Below are 20,145 nucleotides of genomic sequence, written 5' to 3' on the forward strand. Positions count from 1 at the left end.
AATCCCAGAGAGCTGTGGAGATTGTGGATAATCCGCGCACACAATAGGCAAGGCCGTGACCTCGCGAAGATACTTCGCAAAGCCACGGCCTTTTACTTGTTCTTGTCTTACAGGTAAGTCCGCTGAGACTAACCTAGATCCGAAGAATCGGACTTGTATTCGTGGTTTACATGGCGATTAGGCCGGAACCAGAGTTCGAGGTGACGGTTGTTGACGTATTGGAGATTTCACTGGGAACGTATTCCTGCAAGGTGACAGATACTGTTGCGCTCTCGCCGTTTCTCAGAATGGTCATCTGAATGGTATCTCCCACAGAGCAAGTGTCCAGTATGGTCTTGACATCCTCACTGGTGGACACCTCCGTTCCATTGATGGCGGTGATACAATCCCCAGATCGCAGGCCAGCTTTCGCGGCGGCGGAGCCGTCTACCGTGCTATAGATGTAGCAGCCCGTCTGACCGACGCGGTACATAAGTGCCATCTGCTGGGAGCTGATGTCCAGGAGGCTGACACCAAGGCTGATACGTCCTTTCACATACCCGTATTGTTTCAGATCGTCCAGGATGTTGACCACATCATTTATCGGAATCGCGAATCCTAAGCCTTCGATTTCTTCGCCGGAGGATTTGGCCACCACCAGGCCGATGAGCTGTCCCTTATCGTTGAATAGACCACCGCCGGAGTTGCCAGGGTTGATAGCCGCATTGGTCTGCAACAATTTCTTAGTTTTACCGTCGATGGTGATATCGCGGTCAAGAGCGCTGATAATCCCATTTGTTACGGTGCCGCCCAGCTGTCCAAGTGGATTCCCGATGGCGACAGCGGTTTCTCCGACCTTTAAGGAAGAGGAATCACCGAAGGTAGCGGGACTCAGATTTGTCTCTTCGATCTTCAGCAGCGCCACATCCAAGTTGTCGTCAACACCGACGAGGGTGGCAGGATAACTATTTCCATTCCGAAGGGTTACGGTTATCGTGGACGCTCCCTCAATGACATGGTAATTCGTGAGAATATAGCCATCGGTGGAAATGATCACGCCGGAGCCAGCGCCTTGTGTGATGGATTGCTGTAAAAACTCACCTGTGGTTACGCTTTCCGTTGTGATCTCCACGACGCTGTCCGCCGCCTTCGCTGCGATTTCTTCTATGCTAAGCTGCGCGGAGGTTGTGTTGGAAAGCTGCGTCGCGCCGGCACTGGATTCACTGTTTGCCGTCGCTTGCTGAACGGTCACTCCGGAAGAAGAGGTTTGCGTATCGCTGAGAGAGCTGGCAAGCATCCCGCCACCGAATCCCATTGCGCCACAGAGCAGGGCGCTGCACAACACAAGGGCCACGGTTTTCCCTGCTTTTCCCCTCTTTTGTTTCCTCTGAGGCTCTGGTGCGGGAGCCCCTGGTTCTGGCGTTTCATTTTGGGTATATGGATAAAGTTCGTTGTTGTATGACATAGTCGAGACCTCCTTTATTTCATTTCCTTTATGCTGTATATTTTAGTAGAGGAATGTGTATTTTTTGTGGCAGAAATTTGACAAATCTTTAAAAGGTCCTTGAAAAAACTGAAAACAAACCGTGAATAAATTCTATCGTTGGCGTTACTTCAACTTTTTAAGGGGTAACGTCGGTCAGATAGGTGCGGAGAATGGAATATTCGGTTACCAATGCTGTAAAAGGAAAGCGGCCGCGATTGGCCGCACTTGTGGAGGGAAGATAGATGGACTCCCGCTGCGTGTCGGGAAAACAGTATTTCGTATACAGAGCGGTAGCCTTTTTCCCTGTGGTGAAAATCTGGCGGATCGGGGCCTTCGACAAGAGACTGCGGATATCATGGACCACCGGATTCTGGATGCTGGAATCCTCCGCGCCCTTGATCTCGCAGGAGTGCAGGACATCCCAGAGCGCGATGTGATGGGCATGTAGAAAGGCTAGTTTTTCCGGTATGCTTTGGGGCGTACCGGTGTCAAAGACGGCGGCCAGTACATTCCAGAACTGGTTTTGAGGATGCCCATAATAAAACCCGGTCTCCCGGGATTTTGGCGATGGCATGGTGCCTAAGAGTAAAATTCGAGATTCAGCGTCGATCACGGGCGCCAGTGAATGGGTAACGGTTTCCAACATAGGGCGCCTCCTTTCCCATGGTAGTATCGATCATTATACGGCGAAATGGCGGAGACGTCAACCTCATCCCAACCCCTGTAGTTTCCGGTACGCGCCCGGCGTGACCCCCTCCCATTTTTTAAAGGTCTTGATTAACGTAATGTCGCTCAAAAAGCCGGTCCTGCCGGCAATCTCTTCCAGCGATAGAGACGTATTTCGCAGCAGCTCCTTCGCCAGATCCAGGCGGACTTTGCTCAAATATTCCAACAGCCCGATCCCTTTCTGCGCCTTAAACAATTTTGAGAGATAGGAAGGGGTGATATGAAAAACGGAGCTGATGGAGGTTAAGGAGAGATTGGGATCCTGATAGTGCTCTCGAACGTACTCCGCCGCCTCGTCGCAGACGGTCTTTTGCTCTCTCGTCTGATTCCAGTATAAGTGCAGCTGTTGCAGCGACTGGGCCAGGAGTTCTTGAAAATCGTCCAGCGTCTCCGCGTCCAACAGCAGCTGAACCCAATGCATTTCGCGTTCCAAGGGGCTCGCGCCGATACCGTAGATGATTTTGTTAACCACATTGACGATATCATATTTGAAGCATCGGATGGATTCCAGGGATGCGTTGTCTCGAATGGAGGAAAGCCGCATCACCTGTTGGATGGCATCAACGGGGGAGGCTTTACTGGAATCCTGAACATACTGCATCAGGATTTGCGCCGCCTGCGAGGTTGCATCGCCGTTGTAGTAAAAGGAGCGGGCGACAACATCGCGGTAGAGGATATGGCTTCCCTTCCCAAAGATAAATCGATAGCTTATGGCCTGAGAAGCTTGCAGATACGCGGCATGGATGCCGGAAAGCCCTGTCAAAGCATCGCTGACGGCAATCGTGGAGATAATCCCGAAATGGGGTTCGAGAAAGGATGTCAGCCGGTTGCAGACGGCCAGCGCGGCATCCCGCATCTGATCGGGGGATAGGCCGGGAGTAAAATTCAGGATCCCCGCGTAGCTCAAGGGCGCGATGTTGAGTAGGAAGCCCTGGTGCTCCATGGCACAGAGTTCCTGAAACACATTGGCAAGGACGAAGGAGAGGGTTTGATTTCCCTCAGCGGTGGACAGCGGGCCGACGACGGCTTCATCCACAGTTTCAACACGGATGAGAACCACAAGAAATGCATCGGACAAGGGATAGATATGATTTCGGCAGAACATATCAGCCTCGCCTGCGTCAACATTCCAAATTCCCTGCAAAGCCCGGTACAGGAAATCCTCCTGCAATGTCTGCGATTCACTCTGAATATGGGCGAACATCTGGCGATTCTCATCGAAGGATTGGATCAGAACCTCCCGGATGAAATCCATCTCATTTTTCTGGCTAGGGGAGTAGGCCAGATTGGTCTTGCTGTGAATCGTTGACAGTATGGAGGTCAGGGGAGAATAATTTCGGTGTGCAAACAAAATGGCGAGTGCAACGCTAGCGGCAACACACAGGCAGAGGCTGATGATAACCAATAGGCGCAGCGTGTTAAGTCGTTCCCAAAAGACAGCGGTGGGGATGGCAGACACATAGGTGCAGTCTAAAACCGCGGAGTGAAATAGCTGAATCACGTAGGTCTGCCCGTCAAAGGTATCCGTGTAGCATGAATCCGTGCCATTATACGCGTGAATGTCAACACCCACGGTGTTGGGACTGGAGGACACCAACGGATTGCCGTTCTGATCAAAAATAAATAAGAGACCTTCCTGATGAAATGTGGCACTGTCCAATATTTGTTGGAGCCGTGTAGGACTGAGTGCCACGCCGACTGTGATGTCAGCATCCCCAAGTGCAAAGGAGACATTCTGCGAAAGAAGAACCGTGAGTTGGGGCGCGTCCTCCTGATCGTCCATGGAGATGAGGCGCGGCGTATCATTCGTATAGGGCACCGTAAGCTTTTGGTAGAATGTGTCGTAGGATCCGCTATAGTATGTAGTATAAAAAAGACTGCTCGACAGGCAGGAACGCGTGCAGGAGATAATGTGATCCGATGCATGGTAGTAGATGAAGATATCGGAAAAATCATTGCGAGGAAGTCCTGTCAAATACTTGCGAGCTTCATAGGCTTTATACCCATCGAATGCATCTTCCGCAGAATAGACGATATTTTTTACAGAGAAATCCTGGAGAACCTGAAAGGCGCATGACGTCATCTCCTCCAATTTGGAATCTACAACGTTAAAAAACTGATGGAGGCTGTTGGCATTGGAATTTACGATTTCGTTGCGAATCGATTGCTGTGCGACAAAATAGGTTAGAAGAAGAGTGAGAAACGGTATAATCAAGATCGCGATATATGATACAAGGAAACGTGTAAAAAAACTTTTACTGTTCCAGCGCATCGTCATGTTTCAGTCCTCCCTTTCCATATGTATAAAAGTTTGCCTTCATGATAGCAAACTACATTCTAAAATGCAAGATATGCGGTTGTGATTTTCGAAACCGACAGGAGACTTTGGAAATGGACAGTTTATGGTTTCGTTTTAAACAGCGGATTTCCTGTATCCGCCATAGATTTCTTTGTGAAGCAAGTGCTATAATGGGGCCAGCAACGGATTCCGGAACCTGTTGTCAATACAAATCTCAAAGAGACGAGAGGAGAATGCAGGTATGAAAAATCTTGCGCAACGATGTGCGATCGCTCTTACACTGTCCATTGGAATTACGCTTCTCAGCGGATGCAGTCAATCGGGGGAGGATAGCGCTTCCTCTAGTAAAGTGGACAGCGGATCCCAATCATCTGCTGTCAATTCAGTCGCTACAGAAGAAGAAACATTTGCAGGCTATCCAATAGAAACCGATGAAACGATTTCCGTGTGGTGTGCAGGGCAAGTCACTACGCTACATTCCTCCTATACATCCTATGAGGAATCCCCGTTTCACATAGGGTTAGAAGAAATGACGGGGGTTAAAGTGGACTGGCAAGCCCCGACGGCTGGCACGGACAGATCACAAGCGTTCAATTTGATGCTCAACTCAGATACCCTTCCGGATGTTATCTGTTTCACGTTATTTGAGAAGGCGCCACAATATATTGAGGAAAAGATTATCCGGGACTTAACAGAGGAGATGCCACTGTATGCGCCGAATTATTGGGCACTGCTCCAGGAAAATGAACACTTTGACAGATCTGTTAAGACAGACGACGGTCAGTATTATGCCTTTGGCAGTTTTCGTGAATCGGAGTGGGCTGCCACATATGTGGGACCGGTTGTCCGAAAGGATTGGCTTGAGGAACAAAATCTTTCCATGCCGGAGACAATGGACGACTGGGATGAGGTGTTGCGGACATTTAAAGACGCGTACAATGCCCAGCTTAGCTTTCACAAGGGGCGCTTGTCACCAGGGTTTGCGTCCGGCTATAACGCCTATGCCTCTTTGCTCGCCACCATTTATGTGGATGACAACCAGAAGGTTCAATTTGCCATGGCGCAGCCGGAATGGAAAGAATATATGACGCAGCTACATCAATGGTATGATGAGGGCATCATCGACCCGGATTCCGTTACGTTGGATGACGCGGGAATGCGGACGAAAGCCTTAAATGAAAAGGTTGGTGTATCCTGCACCGCCATCAGCCAGCTCAGCAATTGGGTGAATGATGCAAAATCATCAGGATTGGATGCAGACTGGGTCGGCGCACCCTATCCCGTCAAAAACGAGGGAGATATCCCCTGTATAATCCAAGGGGAAGACACTATTTCCACATATGCGGCTGCGGTGACCACCAGCTGCCCGGATGAAAAGTTGGAGCTTGTTTTGCGATGGCTTGATTATGGCTATACCGAAGAAGGATACATGTATTGGAATTATGGAAAAGAAGGGGAATCCTATACAATGGTGGATGGCGTTCCGACTTATACGGAGCTTGTGACGGAGGATCCGGAGGGCATTAATATGGCCTTGACGAAATATGTTGGGACAACAGGCACAGGACTGGCAGTACAGGCAGAGAATATGGTGCGGCAGAAGAATGTTCCTGTGTGCATAGAGGCGGTTGACACCTGGACGTCGAAAAATCAGCTGTCAGACCACATGTATCCGAGTGCATGCAGCCTGAGTACTGAGGAGAGTACGGAGGTCAGCACCATCTATGCCCCCATCAGCACCTATGCGGAGGAGATGGCGCTCAAGTTTTTGACCGGGGAAGAATCTCTCGATAATTTTGATGCATTTCTCGCAAAACTCAACAGTATGGATCTTGATCGCTATTTGGAGATCAAGCAAGAGTCATATAAGCGTTTCATGGTCCGGTAAGAATAGCAGAGTCCCGGCGGCAAGGCGGCTGCCGGGATTTTTTATCTAAAGGGGAGTCTATATGCAGATTGAACATATAAAGCCAGCTAGATCTGGAAAACCAGCCGGTCACCTTAGACGTACACTGGTGCGGGATTTTAAAATGAATAAGTGGAAATATCTCATCATCTTGCCGGTGATTGTATATTTCGCGATATTTGCCTACAAGCCCATGTATGGGGTTATCATCGCCTTTAAAAATTACCGGCCTTCCTTGGGGATACTGGACAGCCCTTGGGTGGGCCTGCTGCAATTCAAACTATTTTTTAGGGATATCTATTTCTGGCGGCTCTTGCGCAATACATTTTGCATCAGTGGGCTTAGTATATTGTTCGGATTCCCAGCGCCGATCATTTTGGCGCTGCTGTTGAATGAGATTCGCTGCTCCTGGTTCAAGCGCACAGTTCAGACCATCTCCTACATGCCATATTTTATTTCGGTGGTGGTCATATGCGGATTGATCAAAGCGTTCTGTCAGACGGACGGCGTCTTCAATGATTTGATCGCGTTTTTCGGGGGAGAGCGGACAAATCTGTTGGCGAGCAAACAGAATTTCTACCCCATCTATGTAGGGTCTGGAATCTGGCAGTCCATCGGCTGGGATTCGATTATCTATCTGGCAGCGCTGTCGGGAATCGATCAGGAACAGTACGAGGCGGCGAAGATCGATGGCGCAAGCCGGTTCGGACAGATGGTCTACGTGACGCTGCCGGGGCTGCTTCCGACGATCACCATTCTGTTTATCCTGCGAATGGGCGGGATCCTCAATGTGGGGTATGAAAAAATTTTGCTTCTATACCAGCCGCTGACCTACGAGGTGGCGGATGTCTTTTCCACTTATGTCTACCGGAAGGGGATCATAGAGGCAAACTACAGTTATTCCACAGCGGTTGGACTTTTTAATTCCGTTGTGAATATCGTGTTCCTGCTATTGACCAACGGCATCAGCAAAAAAGTGAATGAGACGAGCCTGTTTTAGGAGGGAGAAGGGGCGATGAAGAAAAGTGCCGGTGATAGAATTTTCGATATCATCAATGTTCTGATTATGCTATGTCTTGTATTGATTACGCTATATCCTATGTACTATGTACTTTGTGCGTCGGTCAGCTCCAACACCTATCTGGTGGCGCACCCTGGCGTTCTATTTTGGCCGCATGACTTCACGCTGGGCGCTTATAAAATGACATTCCAGCATCCGCTTATCCTGAGTGGATACCGCAATACCCTCATCATCCTGGCAGGTTCCCTGCCCCTGAATATTGTGATGACACTCTTTTGTGGTTATTTTATGGCGTCTAAAAATGTCCTATTTAAGAAGTATATTATTTTTTACTTGATGTTGACCATGTTCTTTTCCGGGGGCCTCATCCCGGCTTACTTAAATCAGCGGTCCCTAGGTCTGTACAATAACCTTCTGGCGCTCATCATTCCAGGTGCGGTGTCTCTGTACAACGCCATCATTTGCCGGACTGCCATCAGTGGTATCCCCGATAGCCTTGTGGAATCCGCCTATATCGACGGGGCAAACGACATGGTGATTTTATTCCGCATTATCGCGCCGCTGATCATGCCCACCACAGCGGTGTTGCTGCTGTACTACGGGGTGGGGCACTGGAATAGCTGGTTTTCTGCCTCCATCTATATTGAGGATAACAATTTGTTGCCGCTCCAGAATATTCTGCGGGCACTGCTGATTGCCAACTCGGACATTCTGGGAGGCGGTGAGTCGGTTGGCGATGAGTATAACAGCTATGCCGAGACGATCAAATATGCGGCAATCATCGTCACAACGGTTCCGGTCCTGTGCATTTACCCGTTCTTGCAGAAATATTTTGTGAAGGGTGTGATGATCGGCGCGGTCAAGGGATAGATTATAGAAAAATAAGAACACAATCGTTGATTTTTGAAAAGGGATGCGGTATACTGGACAGGAATACGCGGTATGACGGAGGGAAAGACAGTGGATACGATACGACTGGGAAGGACAGAACTCAGGGTCAGCGCCTCATCCTTTGGAGCGCTTCCCATACAGCGCATCCCCTTTGACCAGGCAAGAACCATCTTGCGAAAAGCTTACGACGGGGGGATCAACTTTTTTGACACGGCCAACGCGTACAGCGATAGCGAAGAAAAAATTGGGTATAGTTTATCGGATGTGCGGCATCATATTATTATCGCCACCAAGAGCGGCGCCACAGATAAGGCGGCGCTCTTGCGCCATATTGAGCTAAGCTTGAAGCGGATGCGGACGGACTATGTGGATATCCTCCAGCTCCATAACCCTTCTGAGCTTCCCGATCCGGAGGATCCGGACGGACTGTACGCGGGGCTGTTGGAAGCCAAGCAAAAGGGATGGATTCGTTTCATCGGTATCACCAACCACAGTGCGGAGAGAGCTCGGGCCGCAATTCTGTCGGGATACTACGATACCCTACAATTCCCCTTTTCCTCCCTGGCCGATCCCCAGGATATCGCGCTGGCCCAATTGGCGAAGGAGCTGGACGTAGGCTTTATCGCCATGAAGGGACTTGCCGGAGGACTGATCACCGACGCCTCCACCACCTTTGCCTTTATCAAGCAGTATCCTCATGTCGTGCCGATCTGGGGAATCCAGCGGGAGGCGGAGTTGGACGAGTTCCTGCGTCTGGAGGAGAATCCGCCAGAGTATGACGCGGCAATGAAGGCCAAGATCGAGGAGGACCGCAAAGCACTGTGCGGGGGCTTCTGCCGCGGATGTGGGTATTGTCTGCCATGTCCGGCGGGAATCGACATTCCTACGGACGCCCGCATGTCCCTACTGCTTCGAAGATCTCCCTATGGCCCTCATTTGGGGGAGGAACGGCGAAGGAATATGCTCAAGATCCAGGATTGCAGGCACTGTAATGCGTGTCGCTCCCGGTGTCCCTATGGGCTGGATACGCCAGCGCTGCTCCAAGAGAATTTGCGGGACTATCTGGCCTTTTACCAGGAGCATAAAGAGTAGGAGTGATAGGATGTGCGGCCGATACACGCTATTTACTGAGGAGGAGACCGATGAGCTCCGCAGGATTGTAGAGGAATTGCAGAAAAAGAACGGTGAAGTCAAAACCGGTGAGATCTTTCCAACCAATGTAGCCCCCGTCCTGATTGCGCAGGATGGGAAACCTGTACCCATGGCGTACACCTGGGGCTTTGCCCGCCCTGGGCGGACTGGGGTTGTGATCAATGCCAGGGCGGAGACAGTGGCAGAGAAGCCAATGTTTCGCGCTTGTATGCAGAATACGCGCTGCGTCGTACCGTCCACTGGCTTCTATGAATGGACGAAGGACGCGCGGAAACAGAAATATCTCTTTCGATTGCCAAAACAAAAGGCGCTATATATGGCGGGACTTTGGACCATGGGGGAGGACGGCGGCCGTTTCACCATCGTCACCACAGCGGCCAACGCCTCAGTGCAGGAGGTTCACCATCGAATGCCCGTGATCCTGGAGGAGGATGAGATTGAGGATTGGCTGTGCAACCCAACTGCTGCCGCAGAGATTCTACAATTGATTCCACCAAGGCTCGAGAAAACAGCTGTAAATGGGGAACAGATGGCGCTTTGGTAAGCACCTTTTTTCCTATAGGAAAGTCCGCCGCGAGCGACCCTGATTTACGGGGAACCGAAGATTCTATAAATTCTCTTGACAATGGCACCCGTTGTATACTACAATCTGTCCATACCCACAGTTGAAGGAGGATTAGTGTGAAAAATAAGCTTGATCGCTTATTTTTCACACGGCTATTTGTGCCGGAGCGTCACAAATAGCTCTGGTGGTAGAAGAGAAATCGCCTTCGCGAATTTCTCTTCGCCGCTGTCGCTAACGCTCCAGAATGGAGGATTTTTATGGCAGAGGGAATCGATCGCATGGCAGAGCGGAAATGGGGAGTGTTCACTCACTATCTGTATGGCGTGCAGAACAATCCTGAAAGCCCTATGAATCAAGGGGCTGGAGAGACTGACTGGAATACCTGTGTAGACGAACTAAACGTGGACAGGATTGCCAAGACATTGGCGGAGGTGGGCGCAGGGTATTACTTTTTTACTCTAATGCAGGGGCGTAAGTATATGGCGGCGCCCAATACAACCTTTGATGAAATTGCGCAGACCAAACCAGGGGAAGCGTGCAGCCTTCGGGATTTGCCAGCGGATATCCACCGAGCGCTGACCCCGTATCAGATCGATTTCTATCTGTATTATACAGGGGATGGGCCCTATAAGGACGAGCCGGAGGGCGCCCGATTTGGATTTCTGGAACCGCGTCAGAACATATCCCGGGATTTTGTGGATAAGTGGGCGTCCGTTTTACAGGAGTATGCGACACGATACGGACAGAGGGTGCGCGGTTGGTGGATCGACGGCTGCTATAAGGACGCCTTTGGCTACACAGATGATCTGTTAGAGCTATATTATACGGCGTGCAAAAAAGGGAATCCTAACGGTATCGTGGCGCTGAATAATGGCGTCAAAGGGTATCTGCATAAGAATTTTGCACGGGAAGACTTTATCTGTGGGGAATTCAATGATTTTACGGTGATCCCGGATGGGCGATACATTGAGGGAGCGCAGGCCCATATATTGGCGCCATTGGGTCTTCCCACGCCTGGAAATATCTATGATGCGTGGAGCAAGCCGGGGTGCAAGCGTTCCAGGGAGTATATGCTGGAATATGTCAAGCAGGTTAATGATGCGGGTGCCGCTGTGACGATCGATGTCTGTCTGTACCGAGATGGCTCCTTTGATCCAGCTCAGCTTGAGGTGCTGGACTACATTGGAAGCCATATTTGACGGGAGTGCGAGCCCTACAGGGCCCATATATAGCAAACATTGGACAGGAGGTAAAGACTATGTATGTTGCGAGACCCCCCATGGGATGGAACTCATGGAATACGTTTGGGGAAAATATTGATGAATCACTTATCCGGGAGACAGCGGACGCCATGGTGGACACAGGGCTGCGCGATGCGGGGTATACATATCTGGTCATCGATGACTGCTGGTCCCAGAAGGAGCGAGGCCCTCAGGGGGAGCTGCGCGCCGACGAACGGAAATTTCCCAACGGCATGAAGGCTGTGGCGGATTACGTCCACAGCAAGGGCTTAAAATTTGGAATGTACTCCTGTGACGGCGTGCTGACTTGTGCCGGCTACCCGGGCAGTTACGGCCATGAATTTCAGGATGCCAGAACCTTCGCGGAGTGGGGAGTGGACTTCCTGAAATATGATAACTGCTACAAGACAAAGAGCATGAATGGAGAACTGCTGTACCGCCGTATGAGCATGGCGCTCAAGGCCAGCGGCCGGGATATTCTGTTTTCCGCGTGCAATTGGGGGAGCGAGCAATCCTGGAACTGGATGCGGAGCGCCGGAGCGGATATGTATCGGTCCACGGGTGACATTCAGGACAATTTCGAGTCTGTCCGAAACATCGCGGAGAGCCAGGTCGACAAACTTTGCTGTAGCGCGCCGGGCTGTTTCAATGACCTGGATATGCTAGTGGTGGGCATGTATGGAAAGGGAAATGTGGGAGTCGGCGGCTGCAATGACGCGGAATACCGGTCGCATTTCGCCATGTGGTGTTTATTTGGCGTACCGCTCATGATCGGCTGCGATATTCGCAATATGACGCCGCAGACGGCATCCCTGCTGCTGAACAAGGAATTGATTGCCATCGATCAGGACCCGGAGGTTCGTCCGCCTTACGTGTTGACGGGACCGGGAACGAGCAAGGTAGAACCGATGTTTTTCCGGCACCTATCCGGCGGTGAGTACGCCATGGCCGGATTCAATCTGACTGACAAGCCGCGGGACGTCCATTTTATGTTTACGGAGACGGGACTGCCGACGGACCCGAGCGTAGCCTTTGAGCTGACCGATGTTTTCACCGGTGAGAGGGTGGGCGTGTACAATGAGCATCTGTGTGTGCCCATCGGTCCCCATGACTGCGCTATGTTCCGGGCAAAGCTGATTGTGAGATGAGAGACCAGTGTATTCGCTGTGGCAGAGAGCTGACGCCGGATGAGACGGCCCTATACAAAAAGCTAGTCAACCGCGGGGCGGAGGAATTTTGCTGTATCTCCTGCCTTAGCCAACATTTTCGCGTGGACGAGGGGCTGCTCTATGAGAAGATTGAGCAATTCCGCAGGCAAGGATGTACGTTATTTTCCTGAGGGACTGGGCCCTCCTTGAACCTAATGCCGTCCCCTGGATTCCCAGAGGCTTGAATTAGAAAAAGACGGGAGGCGGCATATGCAGGAGGACACTGGAAAACGCCAGGAGATCATCGCGCAGCTTGTGGAGGCAAGGCTGGAAAAGATGGTTCCCTGGCACGTACAGATAAGGAGGCAGTGATGAGCAATGTTTACAGCCTCCGTATTTACGATACGGAGCTTCTGCGCTTTTCTATGGAGAAACGCGGTCTGGAGGGGCTTGTGGCTGAAATATTGACGGTTCATGATGAAAACGCGCATCTGTTACCCCTGGACATGGAGCGTACCGGCCCGGGGATCGTGAAATGGCTGGAGATGCGCGTGATCCCCAAGAACCGCACATTTGTGGATGAGATACTGAAAACCCTGGGATTAAGTCACAATGATACAAAAGGAATCATTGACGTATGTAAGGGACTCTCCCTGAATGACAGCTATTGGGTGGTACCGGAGGATTTTGAGGGGACATTTGCACAGTATAACCTCTATGACAATCGTTTTTCAGAAATGCTGGCGTTGGTGGCCTATACCGGAGCCGGACAGAGCAGGCAGGCGTTTACTACCTCCCCGGAGTTAACCACCAACGGCATTCTGCCCAAGGCATGGCGTCTGATTGACGGGGAAGGCATCTTCCTTTATAAGGGCGGCACTAGCGGCGCATCCAATGCCGGCAGGGAACCCTACTGTGAATATTATGCCAGCCAGGTTGCGGAAACCATGAAGCTGAACGCAGTGCACTATGATCTGGAGAACTGGAAAGGGATTACCGCATCCAGGTGCGCACTTTTTACGGATGTGGATACCTCCTATATTCCCATAGGCCGGATCGTCAAAACGGGCGGTCTCAAGGCGTGTCTGGACTACTATGAGGCCCTCGGCCCGGAGTTCTCTGAGCAGCTTCGCAGTATGCTGGTGTTCGACGCCCTGATCTACAACGAAGACCGGCACTTTGGGAACTTTGGCGTTCTGCGCGACAATCACACCGGAGAAATTACGGCTCCGGCCCCTGTTTTCGATAATGGACTCTCCCTGCTGTGCTACGCCGGACGGCAGGACCTGGAAACGCCTGGGGCGCTTCGCGCCTATGCGGCCACCCGCACCAATCCCTACGGTATCTCTTTTGAGGACGTATGTGCGGAGATAATGGGTGCAAAGCAAAAGGACCAGCTGCGGCGGATGATTGGTTTCCGGTTCCGGCGACATCCGGGTATCAATCTCCCGGAAACGCACCTGCAGGCGCTTGAAACTTTGCTGGAAAGCCGGGTGCGAAGGCTTCTGTCGATCCCTGCACGGAACCGCCTCAAATCCAAACCTGCACGGTAACAACTCAGGAACACATATGAAACCGTCAGCGTTCTGTGACAGTCACAGGGCGTTCTTTTTTTGTCAATTCTTGATACCCGGGCGATTGTGACCCTGCCGCAGCGCCGTCGATTCCTTGCTGGCCGGCTCACGACCGCAACCGATTATAAATCTTGCGGAAATCTTCCAGAATCTCAGGATGAGTAAAATCCTGGTGGTGTATCATATTGATCTCCCGAATCATATTGGCGTTTTCGATGGGGACCACGGCCAAACGGCCGCGCTGCTCCTCCTCCCGGCACGCGCTGTGGGCGATGATGGAAATCCCCATATTCTGGGCTACCAGCTCCTTGATCATGGTCACATTATCCATCTCCATAATGACATTCAAATCGCGAATGGTCTCAGAATGGCTTTGAAGATAGCTGTCAAACAATAAGCGAGTTCCAGCGTTGGAGGAGCGGAGGATAAATTTTTCCTTCATCAGATCCCGAAGGCTAACGCTGCGCTGCTTGGCAAATCGATGTTTGGGCGACACGATCAGGCAAAGAAAATCCGTATCCAACAGCACAGAGGTGAGGGAAGGATCGGAGACTTTCCCCTCGACGATTCCCACATCCAGCTCAAAGACCTTCAAACGATTATAAATATTATTTATCGTGTCCGTAATTATATTGATGTGTGTGTGGGGGTGATCATTGCAGTAGGTTGCCATGACCTGCGGCATTAAGCTCTCAGCAGCGGTCTGCGTAATGCCAACTGTGATATGCTTGATCTGTCTGCGGCAGTCGTCGATCGCTTGTCTCGCTGCTGCGTTTATGGAACAGACACGGCGGGCGTATTTAACGAGAACGGCGCCCTCCGGCGTAAGAAGGAGTTCTTTTTTATTGCGATTGAATATTTTAATGCCGTACTCCTCCTCCAACATTCGAATATGATGACTTACAGCAGGCTGAGTCAAATTGAGCAACTGCGCAGCGCGGGTATAGTTTCCTGTCTCAACGATCGTCAGCAGCGTTTTGATTTTTACATCCACCATAGGGCATTCTCCTATAAAAATAAAAAATATTTATAACAGCCAAATAAATTATAATTTGATTTTATCATAAAAAATGCATATAATCAAGTATTATCCTAAGAAAAAGTAGGGTCAATTACAAAAGCAGATCAGGTAAATTCTTCCGAGAATCGTGATTCTCAATGAATAATGGGCAGGACCTTTTGACGGGATATGAAATCTAGACAAAAATGGGGAGGAGGAAGACATATGTTGCACTTGGATAAACTGGACAGTATGTCGGCGCAGGTTATTATCAGCCTGGCCATCATTTTAATTGCTGGTTTTTTAATGACGAGGATTACAAAAAAGTTGAGACTGCCAAACGTGACGGGCTATATTATATCCGGTGTTTTGATTGGACCGTATGTGTTGAACTTAATACCAGAGATCATCGTGGAGCGGATGGATTTTGTGACGGACGCAGCACTGGCCTTTATCGCATTTGGGGTTGGAAAATACTTTAAACTGTCGCAACTGCGAAAAAGTGGGGCGAAGATATTTATCATCACGGCCTTTGAGGCGCTTACAGCGGCCCTGCTGATCACCTTGGTTATGATCTTTGTCTTTCATTTGTCAGTCCCCTTTGCGCTGCTTTTGGGCGCGATCGGGTCTGCGACGGCACCGGCGTCGACGATTATGACCATTCGCCAATACAAGGCAAAGGGAGAGTTTGTCAATACGATTCTACAGGTGGTCGCCCTGGACGACGCTGTGGCCCTGCTGGCCTTCAGCATCTGTGCAGCCGTTGCCCAGGCGATGGAGAGTCAAGGCCGTATGGATATCACGGTGGTGTTGGTTCCGATCCTTGTCAATATGGCGGCCATCGGCCTTGGGGTAGGCGGCGGATTTTTGCTCAATAAGCTCATCAATGAGCATCGATCCCAGGATCACCGCTTGGTGCTGGTCATTGCCATCATCTTCTGTCTCACGGGATTTTGCAGTGCCTTCAACGTGTCGCCACTGTTGTCTTGTATGGTGTTGGGAACGGTTTATATCAACGTAAGCGGCAACAAAGCCCTTTTTAAACAGGTCAATAATTTTACGCCACCGCTGTTACTCCTATTTTTTGTGCTATCTGGAATGCGGATGAATGTCCCGGCCCTGGCGACTGCCGGCGTCATTGGCATCGCGTATTTTTTCGTGCGCATCCTTGGAAAATATGCCGGCGCCTATCTAGGAGCCCGTGTCAGCGGCGCGTCCATGGAAATCCGCCGTTACCTGGGGTTGGCGCTGGTGCCCCAGGCCGGCGTCTCCATTGGCCTGGCCGTATTAGGGCAGCGCATTCTTCCATACGAGTCGGGAGTGTTGCTCTCCACCATCATTCTATCCTCCGGCGTCCTGTATGAGATGGTGGGACCAGCGTGCGCTAAGTTGTCTTTATTCCTATCCCATACGGTCCAGCGCCCAGCCAAAAAAGATTCGCCGCCGGCCTTGTCCGTTCCCGCGCCGGACCCTGAGCCCGCAGACAGCGGAGACGGAGATAAAAAGAAAAAGAAAAATGCCAAAGGGAAAAAAGTCGCGGACAAGGAGAAATCTAAAAAGACAAAAAATAAAACTTCAGCAGTGACAGGCTGAGCTTTCCAGGAAGCCATGTGGGATGGTGCAAGCCTCCGATTCCACCGTTGACGCGAGAAAAATTTAGATACGGGGAGAGAAAGTTTAGGAGATGTATTGCATTTTTGATTATTTTTTTATATAATAGAGACATTAACCGTACAAGTTAATATCACTAAATGACGTTTGCAGGAAACGCAGTGTCGTGCGGCCGAAGGAGTAACACTCTCAGGCGTCCCCCGGGGGATGAGGACTGTAAACCGATAGTACTTTGGAGAAGCTCATTCAATTGAGTGCCGAAGGGGCAAAGCGCCAGCGCGCCAATCTCTCAGGCAAAAGGACAAAGCATATCTTTTATCGCAGCAGAAGAATACTTGGTACTTTTGACGAACCGCGCAGCTTGCACGGTTCGTTATATTTTTAGGAGGGGAAAGGATGGAGCAATTTGTCAAAGCGTTGACCGAGATCAACAATTCAGTCAATAATTTTGTATGGGTAACCATTGGTCTGGTTTTGCTCATCGGTACCGGTATTCTTATGACCTGCTGCACAAAGTTCTTTCAGATTTCGCATCTCGGTCACTGGTGGAGACACACCATCGGGAGCGTGTTTAAAAGGAACAGTCGTGCCACAAAAAAGACGGATAAAAAGTCGATTTCTCAGTTTCAGGCGCTGTGTACGGCACTCGCCGCCACAATCGGCACAGGTAATATAGCGGGCGTTGCCGCGGCAATCGTTGTAGGAGGCCCGGGCGCTGTGTTCTGGATGTGGCTTGCCGCATTCTTTGGAATGATGACAAACTTTTCAGAAAATGTGCTGGGCATTTATTACCGCAGGCGAAACCGTCAGGGGGAATGGTCGGGCGGCGCCATGTATTATCTGAAGGACGGTCTCGGCAAAAAGAAGAACTGTAAATGGATCGGAAAGATCCTTGCCGTACTCTTTTCCATATGTGCCATCCTGGCATCATTCGGCATTGGCAATATGGGTCAGGTCAATAAAATCACCCTAAATATTCAGTCCGCATTTTTTGCCAATGTTGACGCGCCACAGATGGGCGGAATTTCGGTTATCTCATTGGCGATCGGTATCATGCTGATGATTATCGCAGCCCTTATCATTCTCGGCGGCCTGCAGCGCATCGCCGCGGTTGCAGAAAAAATAGTTCCTTTTATGGCCGTGCTGTATGTTGTGGGTGCGCTCATTGTTTTCTTCGTACATATACGTCATGTAGGCGAGATGTTCGCCGCCATATTCCGCTTCGCGTTCGGCGTTAAGGCCGTAGGAGGCGCGGTTGCGGGCATTACAATAAAGCAGGTTGTGACGCAAGGCTGCAAGCGAGGGGTGTTTTCGAATGAGGCGGGGCTCGGCTCGTCGGTTATGGTGCACTCCTCCTCCAACGTAAAGGAACCCGTAAAACAGGGAATGTGGGGAATTTTCGAGGTTTTCTTTGATACCTTTGTTGTCTGTACCATGACCGCCATCGTTGTCCTTTCCTCCGGTTTCATAGATCTTGAAACGGGTCTTGCCGTCGAAGGCGTAAATGACGCGACGCTGGTTGCGCAGGCTTTCGGCAATGTATTCGGCAAGGGCGGTGAAGTGTTTGTGGCACTTGCCATTCTGCTGTTTGCCTTCACCACGGTTTTAGGATGGTCTCAGTATGGAAGCAAGGCAATTGAGTATCTGTTTGGAGAAAAGGCGGTTCCGGTATACAGGGTCGTTTTTGTAATCATGATTATTTCGGGCGCCATTATGACATCGTCCCTTGCGTGGGACATTTCCGATACCTTCAACGGAATGATGATGATTCCGAACCTTATCGGTGTCATTTCACTCTGTCCCCTTGTAGCCAAAATAACGAAAAACTACGTTGATCGAAGAATACGGAAGCTTGACAGAGAGCCGATGCTGTCATTTGACAAAACAATTCAAGACGAAGCGAAGGCCACACTTGGAGAGGACAGCGAATAAAAACGAAGCATGGAATGCCATCAAAAAATAGCCTTTCCCAAAAGGCGCAGCATCCTTAACGGAGTCAATGCAAACCGGATGGGATCAACAAAAAGGCGGTATAGTCGAAAGGCTATGCTGTCTTTTGATATGCTAGGAAGGCAAGGAAGTGAAGCAAATGGAGTATGTCATTGAATTCATTTTAGAATTGCTGGTAGACGGCACGATTGAAATCCTGCCCAACAAGAAGGTGTCGAAGTGGATCCGGTATCCATTGGGTATCTTGGTAGGGTTGTTTATGTTTGCCGTTATAATCGGTATCCTCGTGTTTGGTCTCCTGATCCTGGGCGAATCGATCATAGCAGGGATTCTGATGCTCGCCCTAGGGATCGCATTACTGGTATGTGCCATATATAAGACGGTTAAGGTAATCCGACAGATGTGAATCGCGCGTAGAGAGTCGAACAACCCTGGCATCTATCTGTCCAATAAGTGTTATGCAACCTAAAGTTTACATTAAGAAACGGGAAAATGGTGGTTTTCTTATCTTCGGTGCGGTATCATGTAGACCGTAATGCAGTGAGAAAAACCTAAAGGAGTAATCAGTATGACACTTGGAGAAAAAATAGCAAAACAAAGAAAAGAAAACAACTACACACAGGAGCAGCTTGCCGATATTCTCGGGGTGTCCCGTCAGTCGGTCAGCAAATGGGAGTCGGACATTGCGTATCCAGAAACCGATAAGCTGATCAAACTGGGAAAACTGTTTGATTGTTCGATGGACTATCTGTTAAATGAAGATTGCACGGATAGATCCGGCAAGGATACGGATGAAGTCGTATCCGTATTGGATACGATACATTCCACCATCAAGAGACAATGCAGGGAAAGGAAAAGCGAAAAAATAGTTTGCGGTATGCCGCTGTATCACATCGGGCGAGATGCAAGGGGATTCTTTGCAATCGGACTGAAAGCGAGAGGTGTCTTTGCAGTAGGGCTCCGAGCGCGGGGCATGGTGTCCCTCGGCTTGCTTTCGCTTGGCTTCATATCCATAGGGGTATTGTCCATCGGTTTGATTGCATTTGGCACATTCGCTCTTGGACTGCTATCTGTCGGATCGATTGCCTTGGGATTGTTTGCGGTAGGAGCGATCAGCATTGGAATCATTTCCTTTGGTGCTCTTTCCATCGGTGGCTTTTCTTCCGGAGCGTTGGCAATCGGTAAGTATATTGCCATTGGAGACCACGCACGGGCTATGATCGCTGTTGGTGGCTCCGAAGCGGTGGGCAATGTATATCAACATATAGGCAGACTTGCGCCGGCGGATCTATCGTATGTGATAGAATGGCTTGATGCCAATGTGCCCACATATCTATGGTGGGCAAAAGAGATTTTTAAGTTATATATGCGCTAACCCCTATGATTTTAGCAAATGCAACTGTGAGTTGACGGATTTCAAGTCGCCGTTTGGTGGTATGTAACCGTAAAAAAAGCTATACTCATGACTAAATCATCAGGTAGTGTCAAGTAATCTATGAAAAACTGAGCCGAAAAAAACAGGCTCAAATGAACCTTGAAAATTGCAGATATTGATTCCGAAAAGCTCTCCGAGGGCTCAGGGCGCTGCCCTGAGAA

General features: G+C 50.1%; 18 protein-coding genes and 1 riboswitch. Of the genes, 13 read left to right on the top strand and 5 right to left on the bottom strand.

Translation table 11 applies throughout. The features are described from left to right. Positions 1-166: 166 nt before the first annotated feature. The 3 genes from H8730_RS11675 to H8730_RS11685 form a co-directional block, all read right to left on the bottom strand. On the bottom strand, positions 167-1,444 hold the full coding sequence (locus H8730_RS11675) for a S1C family serine protease (RefSeq protein ID WP_177718610.1): 1,278 nt from the start codon (positions 1,442-1,444) through the stop codon (positions 167-169). A gap of 157 nt (positions 1,445-1,601) precedes the next feature. Then, positions 1,602-2,111 carry a DNA-deoxyinosine glycosylase gene (locus H8730_RS11680; RefSeq protein WP_177718612.1) on the bottom strand — a complete coding sequence of 170 codons (510 nt, stop codon included), beginning with the start codon at positions 2,109-2,111 and terminating at the stop codon, positions 1,602-1,604. Between the two features lie 63 nt (positions 2,112-2,174). Beyond that, positions 2,175-4,469, bottom strand: a complete 2,295-nt coding sequence (locus H8730_RS11685; RefSeq protein WP_177718614.1) for a helix-turn-helix transcriptional regulator — start codon at positions 4,467-4,469, stop codon at positions 2,175-2,177. Between the two features lie 262 nt (positions 4,470-4,731). Here H8730_RS11685 and H8730_RS11690 point away from each other — a divergent pair, with 262 nt between their 5' ends. From H8730_RS11690 to H8730_RS11730, 9 genes are all read left to right on the top strand, one after another. Then, positions 4,732-6,378, top strand: coding sequence for a type 2 periplasmic-binding domain-containing protein (locus H8730_RS11690; protein WP_177718616.1), 1,647 nt, complete (start codon positions 4,732-4,734; stop codon positions 6,376-6,378). A gap of 61 nt (positions 6,379-6,439) precedes the next feature. Beyond that, positions 6,440-7,396 carry an ABC transporter permease gene (locus tag H8730_RS11695; RefSeq protein WP_177718619.1) on the top strand — a complete coding sequence of 319 codons (957 nt, stop codon included), beginning with the start codon at positions 6,440-6,442 and terminating at the stop codon, positions 7,394-7,396. Positions 7,397-7,411: 15 nt separating this feature from the next. Beyond that, positions 7,412-8,287, top strand: coding sequence for a carbohydrate ABC transporter permease (locus tag H8730_RS11700; protein WP_177718621.1), 876 nt, complete (start codon positions 7,412-7,414; stop codon positions 8,285-8,287). 90 nt (positions 8,288-8,377) lie between these two features. Then, positions 8,378-9,400 (top strand): aldo/keto reductase, encoded by a 1,023-nt coding sequence (locus tag H8730_RS11705; protein ID WP_177718627.1) that lies wholly within the window; start codon positions 8,378-8,380, stop codon positions 9,398-9,400. A 10-nt stretch (positions 9,401-9,410) separates the two neighbouring features. Further along, positions 9,411-10,004, top strand: coding sequence for an SOS response-associated peptidase (locus H8730_RS11710; protein WP_177718623.1), 594 nt, complete (start codon positions 9,411-9,413; stop codon positions 10,002-10,004). A 278-nt stretch (positions 10,005-10,282) separates the two neighbouring features. Beyond that, entirely contained in the window at positions 10,283-11,224 is a 942-nt protein-coding gene (locus tag H8730_RS11715) for a hypothetical protein (protein ID WP_249289852.1), read from the top strand. 59 nt (positions 11,225-11,283) lie between these two features. After that, positions 11,284-12,414: a glycoside hydrolase family 27 protein gene (locus tag H8730_RS11720; protein ID WP_177715437.1), complete on the top strand. Its 1,131-nt coding sequence runs from the start codon at positions 11,284-11,286 to the stop codon at positions 12,412-12,414. Then, positions 12,411-12,605: a hypothetical protein gene (locus H8730_RS11725; RefSeq protein ID WP_177715435.1), complete on the top strand. Its 195-nt coding sequence runs from the start codon at positions 12,411-12,413 to the stop codon at positions 12,603-12,605. Before H8730_RS11720 ends, H8730_RS11725 begins: the two co-directional genes overlap by 4 nt. A gap of 180 nt (positions 12,606-12,785) precedes the next feature. Next, on the top strand, positions 12,786-13,967 hold the full coding sequence (locus tag H8730_RS11730; protein WP_177715433.1) for a HipA domain-containing protein: 1,182 nt from the start codon (positions 12,786-12,788) through the stop codon (positions 13,965-13,967). A 127-nt stretch (positions 13,968-14,094) separates the two neighbouring features. Here H8730_RS11730 and H8730_RS11735 read toward each other — a convergent pair whose 3' ends face one another. Continuing rightward, positions 14,095-14,985: a LysR family transcriptional regulator gene (locus H8730_RS11735; RefSeq protein WP_177715431.1), complete on the bottom strand. Its 891-nt coding sequence runs from the start codon at positions 14,983-14,985 to the stop codon at positions 14,095-14,097. Between the two features lie 228 nt (positions 14,986-15,213). Here H8730_RS11735 and H8730_RS11740 point away from each other — a divergent pair, with 228 nt between their 5' ends. From H8730_RS11740 to H8730_RS11755, 4 genes are all read left to right on the top strand, one after another. After that, entirely contained in the window at positions 15,214-16,581 is a 1,368-nt protein-coding gene (locus H8730_RS11740; RefSeq protein WP_177715429.1) for a cation:proton antiporter, read from the top strand. 240 nt (positions 16,582-16,821) lie between these two features. Beyond that, positions 16,822-16,914: riboswitch (glycine riboswitch) on the top strand. A gap of 81 nt (positions 16,915-16,995) precedes the next feature. Further along, a complete protein-coding gene (locus tag H8730_RS11745; RefSeq protein ID WP_177715427.1) occupies positions 16,996-18,531 on the top strand; it encodes an alanine/glycine:cation symporter family protein in 1,536 nt (511 codons plus the stop codon). Between the two features lie 148 nt (positions 18,532-18,679). Beyond that, positions 18,680-18,955: a hypothetical protein gene (locus tag H8730_RS11750; protein WP_249289853.1), complete on the top strand. Its 276-nt coding sequence runs from the start codon at positions 18,680-18,682 to the stop codon at positions 18,953-18,955. A 162-nt stretch (positions 18,956-19,117) separates the two neighbouring features. Continuing rightward, the gene (locus H8730_RS11755; RefSeq protein ID WP_177715423.1) at positions 19,118-19,924 is read left to right on the top strand and encodes a helix-turn-helix domain-containing protein; all 807 of its coding nucleotides are present in this window, start codon (positions 19,118-19,120) and stop codon (positions 19,922-19,924) included. Between the two features lie 41 nt (positions 19,925-19,965). Here H8730_RS11755 and H8730_RS11760 read toward each other — a convergent pair. Continuing rightward, the coding region (locus tag H8730_RS11760) for a hypothetical protein (protein WP_249289854.1) at positions 19,966-20,145 on the bottom strand (180 nt) is incomplete at its 5' end.

The sequence above is a fragment of the Bianquea renquensis genome, assembly GCF_014384895.1.
GTDB classification, from domain to species: Bacteria; Bacillota; Clostridia; order Lachnospirales; family Bianqueaceae; genus Bianquea; species Bianquea renquensis.